At 41.4% G+C, this 12842-nt stretch carries 24 protein-coding genes; all 24 read right to left on the reverse strand.

The window, feature by feature from the left end; genetic code table 11:
* Positions 1-67: 67 nt before the first annotated feature.
* The 24 genes from T356_RS20680 to rplD all read right to left on the reverse strand — a co-directional run bounded on the left by T356_RS20680 (position 68) and on the right by rplD (position 12836).
* The gene (locus tag T356_RS20680) at positions 68-865 is read right to left on the reverse strand and encodes a GGDEF domain-containing protein (protein WP_197020940.1); all 798 of its coding nucleotides are present in this window, start codon (positions 863-865) and stop codon (positions 68-70) included.
* A gap of 337 nt (positions 866-1202) precedes the next feature.
* On the reverse strand, positions 1203-1421 hold the full coding sequence (gene infA, locus T356_RS0117360) for a translation initiation factor IF-1 (RefSeq protein WP_013280019.1): 219 nt from the start codon (positions 1419-1421) through the stop codon (positions 1203-1205).
* Between the two features lie 23 nt (positions 1422-1444).
* Positions 1445-2197, reverse strand: coding sequence for a type I methionyl aminopeptidase (gene map / locus T356_RS0117365; RefSeq protein WP_026515597.1), 753 nt, complete (start codon positions 2195-2197; stop codon positions 1445-1447).
* 15 nt (positions 2198-2212) lie between these two features.
* Complete coding sequence (locus T356_RS0117370) at positions 2213-2857, reverse strand: adenylate kinase (RefSeq protein WP_026515598.1); 645 nt, start codon at positions 2855-2857, stop codon at positions 2213-2215.
* Positions 2858-2945: 88 nt separating this feature from the next.
* Positions 2946-4265, reverse strand: coding sequence for a preprotein translocase subunit SecY (gene secY, locus T356_RS0117375; protein WP_026515599.1), 1320 nt, complete (start codon positions 4263-4265; stop codon positions 2946-2948).
* The gene (rplO, locus tag T356_RS0117380; protein WP_026515600.1) at positions 4265-4705 is read right to left on the reverse strand and encodes a 50S ribosomal protein L15; all 441 of its coding nucleotides are present in this window, start codon (positions 4703-4705) and stop codon (positions 4265-4267) included. The genes secY and rplO overlap by 1 nt, the downstream gene beginning before the upstream one ends.
* Before the next feature lie 117 nt (positions 4706-4822).
* Entirely contained in the window at positions 4823-5017 is a 195-nt protein-coding gene (gene rpmD / locus T356_RS0117385) for a 50S ribosomal protein L30 (protein WP_026515601.1), read from the reverse strand.
* 27 nt (positions 5018-5044) lie between these two features.
* Positions 5045-5554, reverse strand: a complete 510-nt coding sequence (gene rpsE / locus T356_RS0117390; RefSeq protein ID WP_026515602.1) for a 30S ribosomal protein S5 — start codon at positions 5552-5554, stop codon at positions 5045-5047.
* A 17-nt stretch (positions 5555-5571) separates the two neighbouring features.
* Positions 5572-5940 carry a 50S ribosomal protein L18 gene (rplR, locus tag T356_RS0117395; RefSeq protein WP_026515603.1) on the reverse strand — a complete coding sequence of 123 codons (369 nt, stop codon included), beginning with the start codon at positions 5938-5940 and terminating at the stop codon, positions 5572-5574.
* 20 nt (positions 5941-5960) lie between these two features.
* Positions 5961-6500 carry a 50S ribosomal protein L6 gene (gene rplF, locus T356_RS0117400; protein ID WP_026515604.1) on the reverse strand — a complete coding sequence of 180 codons (540 nt, stop codon included), beginning with the start codon at positions 6498-6500 and terminating at the stop codon, positions 5961-5963.
* Positions 6501-6515: 15 nt separating this feature from the next.
* Positions 6516-6917, reverse strand: coding sequence for a 30S ribosomal protein S8 (rpsH, locus tag T356_RS0117405; RefSeq protein ID WP_026515605.1), 402 nt, complete (start codon positions 6915-6917; stop codon positions 6516-6518).
* Between the two features lie 189 nt (positions 6918-7106).
* Positions 7107-7292, reverse strand: a complete 186-nt coding sequence (locus T356_RS0117410) for a type Z 30S ribosomal protein S14 (protein ID WP_026515606.1) — start codon at positions 7290-7292, stop codon at positions 7107-7109.
* A gap of 21 nt (positions 7293-7313) precedes the next feature.
* Positions 7314-7853, reverse strand: a complete 540-nt coding sequence (gene rplE / locus T356_RS0117415) for a 50S ribosomal protein L5 (protein WP_026515607.1) — start codon at positions 7851-7853, stop codon at positions 7314-7316.
* 22 nt (positions 7854-7875) lie between these two features.
* Positions 7876-8205 carry a 50S ribosomal protein L24 gene (rplX, locus tag T356_RS0117420; RefSeq protein ID WP_026515608.1) on the reverse strand — a complete coding sequence of 110 codons (330 nt, stop codon included), beginning with the start codon at positions 8203-8205 and terminating at the stop codon, positions 7876-7878.
* 12 nt (positions 8206-8217) lie between these two features.
* A complete protein-coding gene (gene rplN, locus T356_RS0117425) occupies positions 8218-8586 on the reverse strand; it encodes a 50S ribosomal protein L14 (protein ID WP_022764361.1) in 369 nt (122 codons plus the stop codon).
* A 21-nt stretch (positions 8587-8607) separates the two neighbouring features.
* Positions 8608-8862, reverse strand: a complete 255-nt coding sequence (gene rpsQ / locus T356_RS0117430) for a 30S ribosomal protein S17 (RefSeq protein WP_013280005.1) — start codon at positions 8860-8862, stop codon at positions 8608-8610.
* A gap of 33 nt (positions 8863-8895) precedes the next feature.
* On the reverse strand, positions 8896-9105 hold the full coding sequence (gene rpmC, locus T356_RS0117435) for a 50S ribosomal protein L29 (RefSeq protein ID WP_026515609.1): 210 nt from the start codon (positions 9103-9105) through the stop codon (positions 8896-8898).
* Positions 9095-9532 carry a 50S ribosomal protein L16 gene (rplP, locus tag T356_RS0117440; protein ID WP_026515610.1) on the reverse strand — a complete coding sequence of 146 codons (438 nt, stop codon included), beginning with the start codon at positions 9530-9532 and terminating at the stop codon, positions 9095-9097. The genes rpmC and rplP overlap by 11 nt, the downstream gene beginning before the upstream one ends.
* Positions 9532-10203: a 30S ribosomal protein S3 gene (rpsC, locus tag T356_RS0117445; RefSeq protein WP_022778093.1), complete on the reverse strand. Its 672-nt coding sequence runs from the start codon at positions 10201-10203 to the stop codon at positions 9532-9534. The genes rplP and rpsC overlap by 1 nt, the downstream gene beginning before the upstream one ends.
* A gap of 19 nt (positions 10204-10222) precedes the next feature.
* The gene (gene rplV / locus T356_RS19970) at positions 10223-10618 is read right to left on the reverse strand and encodes a 50S ribosomal protein L22 (RefSeq protein WP_420314844.1); all 396 of its coding nucleotides are present in this window, start codon (positions 10616-10618) and stop codon (positions 10223-10225) included.
* Between the two features lie 28 nt (positions 10619-10646).
* Positions 10647-10937: a 30S ribosomal protein S19 gene (gene rpsS, locus T356_RS0117455; protein ID WP_026515612.1), complete on the reverse strand. Its 291-nt coding sequence runs from the start codon at positions 10935-10937 to the stop codon at positions 10647-10649.
* 11 nt (positions 10938-10948) lie between these two features.
* The gene (rplB, locus tag T356_RS0117460) at positions 10949-11791 is read right to left on the reverse strand and encodes a 50S ribosomal protein L2 (protein WP_026515613.1); all 843 of its coding nucleotides are present in this window, start codon (positions 11789-11791) and stop codon (positions 10949-10951) included.
* Positions 11792-11913: 122 nt separating this feature from the next.
* Positions 11914-12213: a 50S ribosomal protein L23 gene (gene rplW, locus T356_RS0117465; protein WP_026515614.1), complete on the reverse strand. Its 300-nt coding sequence runs from the start codon at positions 12211-12213 to the stop codon at positions 11914-11916.
* The gene (gene rplD / locus T356_RS0117470; protein ID WP_026515615.1) at positions 12213-12836 is read right to left on the reverse strand and encodes a 50S ribosomal protein L4; all 624 of its coding nucleotides are present in this window, start codon (positions 12834-12836) and stop codon (positions 12213-12215) included. Before rplD ends, rplW begins: the two co-directional genes overlap by 1 nt.
* Positions 12837-12842 lie beyond the last annotated feature (6 nt).

The raw sequence follows: 12842 nt of genomic DNA on the forward strand, positions 1-12842 counted from the left end.
CAAATATCATCACAGAGAGCCCCAGCATACTGAAGGGAAAATGAAGAAGTGAAACTAACGTAAATTATTATGAAGATTTCTCCTTTTCAAAAAGGTTGAAAGTAGCTTTTCCACCCTCTTTGGCAACATAAAGTGCCTCATCCGCTTTCTTATAAAGATCGCTAAAGCTTGCACAGTCGTTATCACTCACAATACCTATACTGCAAGTAAGACCTGAAACCTGATTGATACGGGCCGTCTTGAACTCATGAAGAATGCTTCTGCATCTTTTCTCTGCAAATCCTTCAGGCATCTCGCCCATTACAAGCACCATAAACTCATCTCCGCCGATTCTTCCAAGAATATCATACGGATGAAAATAGCTTTGAAGTATCTCAGAAAACTTCTTAAGCACATTGTCGCCAGTCTGATGTCCGTATGTATCGTTTACTTCCTTGAAATTATCAAGGTCAAAGATAAACAAAATACATCTGGCACCGGGCTTTCTTTTCTTAAGATATTCATTGCACTTTTCTTCGAACGAAAGCTTATTGTAAATTCCGGTCAAAAGATCGGTCGTACTCTTTTTTTCCAGTATACGTCTGTCTTCGCCTTTATTGATTGCCAGATCGACAATTTCAAAATAGCTGAACAGTGAAGCAATAATAGCCACGCCTGCCACAAACAGATCTCTTTTTATTCCATAATGGGGACGTATCATATGATCCATTATGCAATATATAATGGTAAGCACAATTTTATATACCGTTGTAGACAAAAAAGTGTCCATATATACAGCAGTTATCACGATAATCGCACAAGGGAAAACGATACACCTTGATGTCATATTCATGACAATATCAACATAGGAGTAACAAAGTATCATCACTCCATAAAAAAAGAAGGAATACACTCTAGATAATTTAAAGCTCTCAGATATATTACTAAGAAAAACTTTCTGTACTAAATGTATTCCAACAAGAACAAACAATATTGCAATTAGAAAAAAACAAAAATAATAACTTCCCGATAACAAAACAATAAGAAAAAGCAGAAACGTGCTAACACCGGATAAAAACATCACAGTGTCAGCCGTATTTCGGATATTATCCTCCGCTATCTTATTCTTGTTATAATGTATGAACGAAATACTATCGAAATGCCTATCCAGAATTTTTTGTATCATAAATCCCTCACACACATACAGTCATTAGATTATTTTATTACTTATCTCTCCAAATTATTCTTCCTTTTGTAAGATCATAAGGTGATAACTCTAATGTTACCTTATCACCGGGTAAAATTCTAATAAAATTCTGACGAAGCTTGCCACTTATATGTGCCAATACAACATGTCCGTTTTCAAGCTCAACCTGGAACATTGTATTGGGAAGCTTCTCAATAACCTTTCCTTCAATTTCAATTACATCAGCCTTTGACATCTACATCTCCTCTTTATCTACTTCTATAATATAGTTAATATCTCCGGTTCACCATCCGTGATGGCTATTGTGTTTTCATAATGTGCCGCAAGTGACCCGTCAAGCGTTGCAACTGTCCAGTCATCTTCAAGCCATCCGACTTTACGATCACCCATTGTTATCATCGGCTCAACACATATGGTCATGCCCTTTTGAAGTTTGGGGCCTCTTGTCAATTTCCTGAAATTAGGAACGATAGGATCTTCATGTAAACTTGTTCCAATCCCGTGACCTGTAAGTTCTCTTACAATGCCGTATCCGTAAGGCCTGATAAATTTATCTATGGCAGCGGATATATCATAAAGTCTGTTCCCTGCCTTAGCTTTCTTTATTCCTTCAAAAAAGCTTTCTCTTGTAACATCAATAAGCTTCTGTGCTTCATCGCTTATCTTACCGACGCCCCAAGTTCTGGCAGCATCAGAATGAAAACCTTTGTATATAAGTCCTGTATCGAGTGAAACAATATCACCCTCCTGCAGGATTCGCTCACTGCTTGGAATTCCGTGAACCACTTCATTGTTCACAGAAATGCATACAGAAGCAGGAAATCCCTCGTAATCTTTGCAATTCGGAATCCCGCCCAGAGCACGGATAGTTCTCTCACCAATCTCATCAAGCTCAAGTGTTGATATACCGGGTCTGAGAGCAGCATGAAGTTCTTCATGAACTTTTGCCAATAGATGCCCTGACTGTCGCATAAGATCGATTTCTTTATCTGTTTTGATACTTATAGCCATTTTAATACACCAAGATTATGCATTCAATATGCTAACGATATCACTGAAGACTTCCTGCATATCCTTTGTTCCGTCTACAGTCTTTAAAATGTTCTTTTTCTCATAGTAGTCGATAAGCGGCTGTGTCTGATCATGATAAACCTTAAGTCTGTTCTGAACTGTCTCAGGCTTGTCATCATCTCTCTGAACAAGCTCACTACCGCACTTATCACAGATTCCGTCTTTCTGTGGTTTAATATGTTCAATATGATAGGTTGCACCACACTTCAGGCAAGCTCTTCTACCTGACATTCTGCGAACGATGTTATCATCCGGCACATCAACGTTAATTGCGAAATCAACCTTATCACCAAGCTTTGTAAGTTCTGTATCAAGAACATCAGCCTGGGGAATAGTGCGCGGAAAACCATCAAGTACGTAACCGTTCTTGCAGTCATCGTTTGCAACTCTGTCGAGAAGAAGCTCAACTGTAAGCTCATCGGGAACAAGCTGTCCCTTATCCATAAATTCCTTGGCTTTCTTACCAAGCTCTGTACCATTTTTGATGTTGGCTCTGAAAATATCTCCTGTTGAGATATGCGGAATATTATATTTCTCCGCAATCATCTGTGCCTGTGTACCTTTTCCTGCACCTGGTGCACCCAACATAATAATCTTCATACTATAATCCCTTCCATAAAGTAGAAACAAGAGGTTGCAGGGCCCACTGTCATAGTAGGTCCCTGTACCTCTTACCTTATTTTTTCAATCAGTCTTCCAAAAATCCCTTGTAATTACGTACAAGCATTTGTGACTCAATCTGTTTTATTGTTTCAAGTATAACACTTACCACGATGATAAGGCTAGTACCACCGAAAGAAACACTTGCTTTAAACATACCACTGAAGAAGTAAGGAATTATCGCAATGATAATAAGTCCACATGCTCCGATAAATATGATATAGTTCAAAATGCTTGTAAGATAATCGCTGGTAGGCTTTCCGGGTCTGATTCCCGGTATAAAACCGCCCTGCTTCTTCATATTCTCTGCAATCTCAATAGGATTGAAAGTAATTGACGTATAGAAATACGCGAAGAAGATAAGCAATAATATGTATACTACAAGACCGATGGAATAATTCCAGTGATTTGGATCAAACCAATTGTCCTGCTTTAAATATTCCAATATCGTTGCCCAGATACCTGTTCCCTTATAACCTACAAAGTAAGTTATAACACCGGGAAACTGGAACAATGACATTGCAAAAATGATAGGCATAACGCCTGCTGTGCTGACCTTAAGCGGAATTTCGGAACGATTTCCACCATAAGTTCTTCTTCCCTGAATCTTCTTTGCATACTGAACAGGGATTCTGCGCTCTGCGCCGTTAAGAACTACAATCAGTACTACCAATGCAATAATAACCGCTATAATTATTACAGCTGATACTACTCCCCTTGCAATAGGCTTCCCACTCACAAAATGCTCGAAAAGTGAATGTAAGTCTGACGGAATTCTTGAAAGAATATTGATCGTCAGAACTATAGAAATACCATTCCCAACCCCGTTTTCCGTGATTCGTTCACCAATCCACATGAGGAATGCACTACCTGCTGTAAGTGCAACTACAACCTGAATTGCCAAGAAAATAGAATTTTCTGTAAGGGAACCAGATTTATAGAAGTTGACAGCCATTGCAATGGACTCGATAAGTGCCAAAACTACAGTAATGTATCTTGTCATTGCTGTAAGCTTCTTTCTTCCGTCTTCTCCATCCTTCTGCCATTCCTCAAACTTGGGAATTGCAATTGTAAGGAGCTGAACAATAATGGAAGAAGTAATATAAGGTGTGATATTAAGCGCCAGGATTGATGCGCTCTCAAAAGATCCACCAGTAAATCGATCCATGAAGCCAAAGGCATCGGTTCCGCTCGTTAAACCTGCAAACCACTCTTTGAACTTAGCAACATTCATTCCCGGAATCGGGATAGTTGAGCCAAACCTGATAAGAGCAAGCATTGCAAGAGTAAAGAGAATTTTCATTCTGATTTCTTTGACTTTTAATGCATTCATTAGGGACTTAAACATTAGATCACCTCTGTTGTTCCACCAAGTGCCTCGATTTTCTCTTTTGCTGATGCGCTGAACGCATTTGCTTTAACCGTAAGCTTCTTGGTAAATTCTCCGTTTCCAAGAATCTTTACACCATCAAGCTCTTTCTTGATGATTCCCTGATCCTTAAGTGCCTGAACATCTACAACTGCTCCGTTCTCAAATACTTCAAGAGCGCTTACGTTAATTCCTACGATGTTTTTATGATTGATATTCTTGAAGCCTCTCTTAGGAAGTCTTCTGAAAAGTGGCATCTGTCCACCTTCGAAGCCAAGTCTGGGAGCACCTGAACGAGCCTTCTGACCTTTGTGTCCCTTACCTGCAGTCTTGCCGTTTCCTGAAGCATGACCACGGCCTCTTCTAAAATTATCGCTCTGTACAGAACCTTCAGCAGGTCTTAAGTTTGATAATTCCATGATAATCCTCCTTTATTTAACTCCGGAGCTTATACCGCTACACGCAGTGAACATCGCTGCTCACCACTCGCGTATACATACTGCAGCTCCGGATACATTTACATTTTACTTTAGAGATTAGATCTCTTCAACCTTTACAAGGTGTCTGATCTGCTGAATCTGTCCTCTTGTAGCGGAATTATCAGGAAGTTCAACAGAGCTGTTAAGTTTCTTAAATCCCATTGATTTTACTGTTGCCACCTGCTTAGGAATAGCACCGATTGTGGACTTAACCAATGTGATCTTAAGCTTCTTTTCACTACTCTTTGCCATTGATTTATACTCCTTATTTACTAAACCTTATGCGGTTACTTCAGCAACGGACTTACCGCGCTTTGCAGCAACTTCTTCAGGTGTCTTCAACTGAGCAAGACCGTTGATTGTTGCATAAACAACGTTCTGCTTGTTGTTTGAACCAAGTGACTTTGTTCTGATGTTTCTGATACCTGCAAGCTCACAAACTGAACGAGCGGGACCACCGGCGATGATACCTGTACCTTCAGGAGATCTCTTAAGTAAAACTTCAGCAGAGCCGAACTTACCTACGAAATCATGTGTGATACTGTTGTTCTCGTCAAGAGGAACAGTAATAAGGTTCTTTGTTGCATCTTCCTTACCCTTGCGGATAGCATCCGGGATTTCAGTAGACTTACCCAGACCTACACCAACGTGTCCGTTGTTATCGCCAACTACTACGAGCGCAGTGAACTTCATGTTACGTCCACCCTTAACAACCTTTGTAACACGCTTGATGGTTACAACTTTATCTGTCAATTCGAGCTGACTTGCATCAACTATTGTACGCTTCATTTGTGTTTTCTCCCTTCTTAGAATTCAAGGCCAGCTTCTCTGGCAGCATCAGCAAGAGCTTTAACTTTTCCGTGGTAGATATAACCACCTCTGTCAAATACAACAGCCTTAATGCCCTTTTCCAATGCTCTCTTTGCTACAATATCACCAACTTTTGTAGCAGCTTCAATATCGTCTGTATTCTTGAGTTCTGCCTTGATGTCTTTTTCAAGAGTAGAAGCAGATACAATTGTCTTGCCGGCTACATCATCAATAACCTGTGCATATACATGACTATTGCTTCTAAATACTGCTAAACGTGGTCTCTCAGCTGTACCGCTGAAACGATTACGAATCTTCATATGCTTTTTAGCACGAATTTTCTGTCTTGATTCTTTACTAACCATTTTGCACTCTCCTTATCTTATTACTTCTTACCTGTCTTACCAACCTTACGCTTGATAACTTCATCAACGTACTTGATTCCCTTGCCCTTATAAGGTTCGGGAGCTCTCTTCTCTCTGATGATAGCAGCGTGCTGGCCAACAGCCTCTTTGTCGATTCCCTTAACAGTGATTATCTGTCCCTCAACTACTGTCTCAACTCCTTCAGGATCAGTAAGTTCAACAGGGTGAGAATAACCAAGTGTAAGAGAGAGTGTCTTGCCATTTTTAGCAGCTCTGTAACCTACACCGTTAACCTCGAGCTTCTTCTCGAAACCATCTGTAACACCAACTACCATGTTGTTAAGAAGGCTTCTTGAAAGACCATGTAATGCTCTTGTTTTCTTCTGATCGTCAGGTCTCTTAACTTCGATCTGACCATCTTCCTGTGAGAAAGAGATCTCAGCAGGGAAAACTCTTGTAAGGGTACCCTTAGGTCCCTTAACAGTCACCTTATTATTTTCTGCAACTTCTACTGTTACTCCAGCAGGAACTGCGATTGGCATTTTTCCAATTCGTGACATGCCCGTACCTCCAATTTACCAAATGAATGCAAGAACTTCGCCACCAACCTGCAGCTCTCTTGCTTTTTTGTCAGTTACAACTCCCTGGTTTGTTGAAATGATTGCGATACCAAGTCCGCCTAATACTCTGGGAAGCTCGTCCTTGCCTGCGTATACACGAAGACCGGGCTTAGAGATTCTCTTAAGACCAGTAATAACCTTGTCATTTCTATCAACGCCATACTTAAGAGTGATGTGAAGAGTCTTGAAAGCTCCGTCCTCAACAACATCGAGCTTCTTAATATAACCCTCGTCAAGAAGAATGTTTGCAATAGCAAGCTTCATCTTTGAAGAAGGAACGTCAACTGTGTCATGCTTTGCAGTATTTGCGTTACGAATTCTTGTAAGCATATCTGCAATAGGATCGTTCATTGCCATTTTAAATTGCCTCCTTAATTATTTTTGCTTCGCCTTACTACTCCCCGAATTGAGCAGAGACACGAAGCCGCAATGCGCGCTTATGTGTTTCTCTTTTTTTATTATACGAAGAATAATAACTTTGTAAATATGCGGCTCCCATCCTGAACCGCTATGTTATTCATCCCCCAAAGGGGGAATTCTACAGAATTACCAAGATGCTTTACGTACTCCCGGAATTTCGCCCTTGTATGCAAGCTCACGGAAGCAAATTCTGCAGATTCCGTACTTTCTAAGATAAGCATGAGGACGACCACAGATCTTACAACGATTGTACTCACGTGTAGAGAACTTGGGCTTCATCTGCTGTTTCAACTTCATGGATAATTTAGCCATGTGTGTGTTTCCCTCCTATTATTACTTTGCAAAAGGCATATTGAACAGTGTGAGAAGCTCACGTGCCTCTTCATCTGTCTTAGCTGTTGTTGTGAAAATAATGTCCATACCTCTTGTCTTGTCAATCTTATCATACTCGATTTCAGGGAAGATAAGCTGCTCCTTGATACCAAGTGCATAGTTTCCTCTTCCATCGAATGAGTTAGGGTTGATTCCTCTGAAGTCACGTACACGAGGAAGTGCGAGGTTTACAAGACGATCAAGGAAATCGTACATCTTGTCGCCACGAAGTGTAACCTTACATCCGATAGGCATACCCTCTCTCAATTTGAAGTTAGCGATTGACTTCTTAGCCTTTGTGTAAACAGGCTTCTGACCAGAAATAATAGCCATATCATTTGCAGCGTTCTCGAGAAGCTTAGCATTCTCCTTAGCTTCGCCTACTGCCATATTGATAACGATCTTGTCAAGCTTAGGCACCTGCATTACGTTCTTGTAACCGAACTTCTTTGTCATAGCATCAACGATCTCGTTTTTGTATAAATCCTTATATCTACTCAACGTTAAATACCTCCTTCCTTAATTAGTCGATAACCTCACCGGTCTTTTTTGCGATGCGGTTCTTCTTTACAACCTTACCAGTCTTATCCTTCTCAACCTTGAATCCAATTCTGGTAGGTTTTCCTTTGTGAAGATACATAACGTTGGAGATATCAAGAGCTGCTTCGCTCTCTACAATTCCGCCATTGGGGTTCTTTGCAGAAGGCTTCTCGTGCTTAGTTACCTTGTTAAGACCCTCTACAACAACCTTTCCGTTCTTTGTATCAACAGAAAGGACTTTTCCTTCCTTGTCGATTTCTCTTCCGGCGATAACCTTAACCATATCGCCCTTCTTAATCTTACTTGTTGACATCTGGGCGCCTCCTTATAATACTTCCGGAGCAAGAGAAAGAATCTTCATGAATTTTTTCTCACGAAGCTCTCTGGCTACGGGTCCAAAAATACGTGTTCCCTTAGGCGTACCATCTTCATTGATAACAACAGCAGCGTTTTCATCAAATCTGATGTAGGAACCGTCCTTACGACGTGTCTCTTTTACAGTACGAACGACAACAGCCTTAACAACATCACCCTTCTTTACAACTCCACCGGGTGTTGCTTCTTTTACAGATGCAACGATTGTGTCGCCGATTCTCGCATATCTTCTTGTAGATCCACCCATAACACGGATTGTAAGAAGTTCTTTTGCACCAGTGTTATCAGCGACTCTAAGTCTACTTTCCTGCTGAATCATGATATTTCTCCTTTTTTTGTATTACTTTGCACGTTCAATAATGGATACAAGTCTCCATCTCTTATCCTTGGAGATAGGCTTTGTCTCCATGACTTTAACTGTGTCACCAATACGGCACTCATTATTCTCGTCATGAGCCTTAAGCTTATATGTTCTCTTTACGATCTTCTTGTAAAGAGGATGCTTCACATGGTCCTCAATGGAAACTGTGATGGTCTTGTCCATCTTATCGCTTGTTACTTTTCCAACACGCGTTTTTCTTAAATTTCTTTCCACGATCATTTCTCCTTTTTAAACCAAGCAAAAGGCTTAGTTAGCAGCCTTAGCATTCTGTGTGATTACAGTCTGGATTCTTGCAATATTTCTTCTTACTTCTTTAATTCTTGCTGTATTATCCAGCTGGTTTGTAGCGTTCTGGAATTTTAAATTGAAAAGTTCCTTTTTAGCTGATACAAGCTCAGTCTGAAGTTCATCAGCAGTCTTAGCTTTCAGCTCGTCTACATACTTATTAGTTTTCATTAGATACACCGCCTTCCAAATCAGCCTTTGAAACGATCTTGCACTTGCAAGGAAGCTTGTGTGTAGCAAGACGAAGAGCTTCTCTTGCATCGGCCTCGGCAACTCCACCGATTTCGAACATTACACGACCAGGCTTAACAACAGCTACCCATCTATCAACAGCACCCTTACCGGATCCCATACGAGTTCCGAGAGGCTTTAATGTGATAGGCTTGTCAGGGAAAATCTTAATCCAAACCTGACCACCACGCTTGATGAAACGTGTCATAGCAACACGGGCTGCCTCAATCTGGTTTGAATTGATCCAGCAAGGCTCAAGCGCAACAATTCCATATTCACCGTAAGTGATCTTAGTACCACGAGTAATTTTATGAGCCATTGTACCGCGGAACTGCTTGCGGTGCTTAACTCTCTTCGGCATTAACATTATTTATCGCTCCCTTCCTTATCTGAATTCTCACCTGCTTTGGTCGGAAGTACTTCACCCTTGTAGATCCATACCTTAACACCAACCTTACCGTAGGTTGTATCTGCTTCAGCAAAACCATAGTCAATATCTGCTCTGAGTGTCTGAAGAGGAATAGTTCCCTCACTATAGAACTCTGAACGAGCGATATCTGCTCCACCAAGACGGCCTGAGCAGCAAGCCTTGATACCAAGAGCGTCTGTCTTCATTGTTCTGCTCATGCAAGACTTCATAGCTCTTCTGAAAGATACACGGTTCTCAAGCTGCTGTGCAATGTTCTCTGCAACAAGCTGTGCATCCTTATCGGGCTTCTTGATCTCTTTGATATCAACAAGAACCTTCTTATCTGTAAGCTTTGAAAGTTCCTTCTTAGTTACCTCGATCTCAGCACCACCCTTACCGATAACAACACCGGGCTTAGCTGTGTAAACGATAACTTTTACTCTATCTGATGCTCTCTCGATCTCAATCTTTGAAACACCAGCTGCATATAACTTCTTCTTCAGAAATTTTCTGATATTGTAATCTTCTACAAGATTATTGGCGAAATCGCCAGATTCAGCGTACCACTTGGAATCCCAATCAGCGATAACACCGACTCTGAGTCCATGAGGATTAACTTTCTGTCCCATTCTTCGCTTCTCCTTTCAATTATCTCTCGTCCAAAATAACAGTCAGATGACTCATTCTCTTGTTGATTCTGTATGCTCTGCCCTGTGCTCTAGGCTGAATTCTCTTCATGATAGGGCCATTGCTTGCAGTACATTCAGCAACGAAAAGATTTGCTCTGTTCATTCCCTTGTTGTTCTCAGCATTTGCTACTGCGCTGCTAAGAAGCTTGTAGATTACGCTTGAAGCATATCTGGGATTATACTGAAGGATTGCGAGTGCTGACTCAACATCCTTACCTCTGATAGCATCCATGACAAAGCATGCCTTCTGAACAGGTATTCTTGCGTAAGATAACTTTGCAAAAGGTCTTGTTTCTTTATTGTCACGATTTCTTTCTCTTTTAATTTTAGATCTATGCTTGATTTCCATTTCCATGGATTTGACCTCCTTTCATTGGCACTACTTAGTGAACGCTGCTCTTTCTCTCAACGGGAGAACTTCCAGCATGTCCTCTGAATGTTCTTGTAGGAACAAACTCACCAAGCTTGTGTCCAACCATATCTTCAGTAACATATACAGGAATATGCTTTCTTCCGTCATGAACAGCGATTGTGTGTCCAACAAAAGACGGGAAAATTGTAGAACGACGTGACCAAGTCTTAACTATCTGCTTCTGGCCCTCAGCGTTCATAGCATCTATCTTCTTGAGCAGGCTTGCGTCTGCAAAAGGTCCCTTTTTAAGTGATCTAGACATTTTATTCCTCCTTATTTGATGGCCTTACCGTTTCTTCTTCTTACGATCAGCTTGTTTGAAGCCTTCTTAGCTTTACGTGTCTTATAACCAAGAGCAGGCTTACCCCAAGGTGTGCAAGGGCCTGAACGTCCAATAGGTGCTCTACCTTCACCACCACCGTGAGGATGGTCGTTGGGGTTCATAACAGAACCACGAACTGTAGGGCGAATACCCATGTGACGGATTCTTCCGGCTTTACCATAGTTAATAAGGTTGTGATCGCCATTTCCTACAACACCGATTGTTGCTCTGCACTCGATGGGAACCATTCTCATCTCGCCTGAAGGAAGACGAAGTGTTGCATACTTACCTTCCTTAGCCATGAGCTGTGCAGCGTTTCCGGCTGAACGAACCATCTGGCCGCCCTTTCCGGGATAAAGCTCAATGTTGTGTACGTTTTCACCGACAGGAATAGCTGAAAGAGGGAGGCAGTTACCAACACGGATTTCTGCGTTAGCACCGTTCATAACTGTCATACCGTCTGTCAATCCGTTAGGTGCAAGGATGTAAGCCTTTGTGCCATCCTCGTACTGGATAAGTGCGATATTTGCTGATCTGTTAGGATCATACTCAATTCCGATAACCTTTGCAGGCATATCGTCCTTATTTCTTCTGAAGTCTACGATTCTGTACTTAACTCTGCCGCCGCATCCACGATGTCTTACTGTGATCTTACCCTGATTGTTACGACCAGCCTTGCTGTTCTTAGAAACAACGAGTGACTTCTCGGGAGACTTCTTTGTGATCTCTGAGAAATCAGATCCAGTCATGTTTCTTCTGGATGGGGTATATGGGCCGTACTTCTTAATTCCCATGATTATATCTCCTTTTTTGTTTATCACGTGACTAGCGCTTACAGCGCCTGAATCCCGGACTATTTATTGGATTCGCACGTATATTTTATAGGTTTAGCCAGCCAAGCTAAATGCCCGACTCATTATAGTCCCTGGAAAATCTCAATATCTTTGCTGTCTTCTGTAAGCTGAACGATTGCTTTCTTAGTCTTAGCTGTGAAACCGATTGTCATTCCACGTCTCTTCTTTCTGCCGTTGGCATTAAGAGTGTTAACCTTAGCAACCTTAGCTCCTTCAAACATTTTCTCTACAGCTTCCTTGATCTGTGTCTTGTTAGCTTCAGGATTAACAAGGAAAGTGTACTTTTTCTCGCCCATGCCGGCCATGCTCTTCTCTGTAAGAACAGGCTTAAGGATTACGTCATAATACTGTAATGCTGCCATTAGCAATACACCTCCTCTATCTTTGCAACTGCGTCCTTTGTAAGAACGAGTGTCTTAGCGTTTACGATATCATACACGTTAAGTGTGTTTGTAAGTGTTGTGTTTGCTTCTGCAAGATTTCTTGCGGAAAGAACAACGTTCTTATCATTGTCAGCAAGAACAACAAGAGCCTTACGTGTAGCCTTGAGGTTGTTCATAACCTCTGCAAACTTCTTAGTCTTGATCTCATCGAACTTAAGCTCGTCAACAACGATGAGGTTGTTGCTCTGAGCCTTGTCTGTAAGTGCAGACTTAAGAGCAGCTCTCTTCTCTTTCTTGTTCATCTTGAAAGAATAATCTCTCGGAACGGGAGCAAATACAACTCCGCCGCCCTTCCACTGAGGAGCTCTGATAGAACCCTGTCTTGCATGACCTGTTCCCTTCTGTCTCCAAGGCTTTCTTCCGCCTCCTGAAACTTCAGAACGTGTCTTAGCTTTCTGTGTACCCTGGCGCTTGTCAGCAAGCTGCTGAAGAACTGCCATGTGTACGAGATGTTCGTTTATTTCAACACCGAAGATAGCATCGCTTAAATCAAGCTTACCAACTTCTTTGCCTTCCATATTGTAAACAGATACGTTTGCCATCTGTTT

The sequence above is a fragment of the Butyrivibrio sp. LB2008 genome, assembly GCF_000621565.1.
GTDB lineage: Bacteria > Bacillota > Clostridia > Lachnospirales > Lachnospiraceae > Butyrivibrio.

Bases quoted from the DNA above. Each gene is read 5' to 3' on its own strand.
- T356_RS20680 (WP_197020940.1), bottom strand. From the start codon at position 865: ATGATACTTTGTTACTCCTATGTTGATATTGTCATGAATATGACATCA.
- infA (WP_013280019.1), bottom strand. From the start codon at position 1,421: ATGTCAAAGGCTGATGTAATTGAAATTGAAGGAAAGGTTATTGAGAAG.
- map (WP_026515597.1), bottom strand. From the start codon at position 2,197: ATGGCTATAAGTATCAAAACAGATAAAGAAATCGATCTTATGCGACAG.
- T356_RS0117370 (WP_026515598.1), bottom strand. From the start codon at position 2,857: ATGAAGATTATTATGTTGGGTGCACCAGGTGCAGGAAAAGGTACACAG.
- secY (WP_026515599.1), bottom strand. From the start codon at position 4,265: ATGTTTAAGTCCCTAATGAATGCATTAAAAGTCAAAGAAATCAGAATG.
- rplO (WP_026515600.1), bottom strand. From the start codon at position 4,705: ATGGAATTATCAAACTTAAGACCTGCTGAAGGTTCTGTACAGAGCGAT.
- rpmD (WP_026515601.1), bottom strand. From the start codon at position 5,017: ATGGCAAAGAGTAGTGAAAAGAAGCTTAAGATCACATTGGTTAAGTCC.
- rpsE (WP_026515602.1), bottom strand. From the start codon at position 5,554: ATGAAGCGTACAATAGTTGATGCAAGTCAGCTCGAATTGACAGATAAA.
- rplR (WP_026515603.1), bottom strand. From the start codon at position 5,940: ATGGTTAGTAAAGAATCAAGACAGAAAATTCGTGCTAAAAAGCATATG.
- rplF (WP_026515604.1), bottom strand. From the start codon at position 6,500: ATGTCACGAATTGGAAAAATGCCAATCGCAGTTCCTGCTGGAGTAACA.
- rpsH (WP_026515605.1), bottom strand. From the start codon at position 6,917: ATGGCAATGAACGATCCTATTGCAGATATGCTTACAAGAATTCGTAAC.
- T356_RS0117410 (WP_026515606.1), bottom strand. From the start codon at position 7,292: ATGGCTAAATTATCCATGAAGTTGAAACAGCAGATGAAGCCCAAGTTC.
- rplX (WP_026515608.1), bottom strand. From the start codon at position 8,205: ATGTCAACAAGTAAGATTAAGAAGGGCGATATGGTTAAGGTTATCGCC.
- rplN (WP_022764361.1), bottom strand. From the start codon at position 8,586: ATGATTCAGCAGGAAAGTAGACTTAGAGTCGCTGATAACACTGGTGCA.
- rpmC (WP_026515609.1), bottom strand. From the start codon at position 9,105: ATGAAAACTAATAAGTATGTAGACGAGCTGAAAGCTAAGACTGCTGAT.
- rplP (WP_026515610.1), bottom strand. From the start codon at position 9,532: ATGTTAATGCCGAAGAGAGTTAAGCACCGCAAGCAGTTCCGCGGTACA.
- rpsC (WP_022778093.1), bottom strand. From the start codon at position 10,203: ATGGGACAGAAAGTTAATCCTCATGGACTCAGAGTCGGTGTTATCGCT.
- rplV (WP_420314844.1), bottom strand. From the start codon at position 10,618: ATGGAAATGGAAATCAAGCATAGATCTAAAATTAAAAGAGAAAGAAAT.
- rpsS (WP_026515612.1), bottom strand. From the start codon at position 10,937: ATGTCTAGATCACTTAAAAAGGGACCTTTTGCAGACGCAAGCCTGCTC.
- rplB (WP_026515613.1), bottom strand. From the start codon at position 11,791: ATGGGAATTAAGAAGTACGGCCCATATACCCCATCCAGAAGAAACATG.
- rplW (WP_026515614.1), bottom strand. From the start codon at position 12,213: ATGGCAGCATTACAGTATTATGACGTAATCCTTAAGCCTGTTCTTACA.
- rplD (WP_026515615.1), bottom strand. From the start codon at position 12,836: ATGGCAAACGTATCTGTTTACAATATGGAAGGCAAAGAAGTTGGTAAG.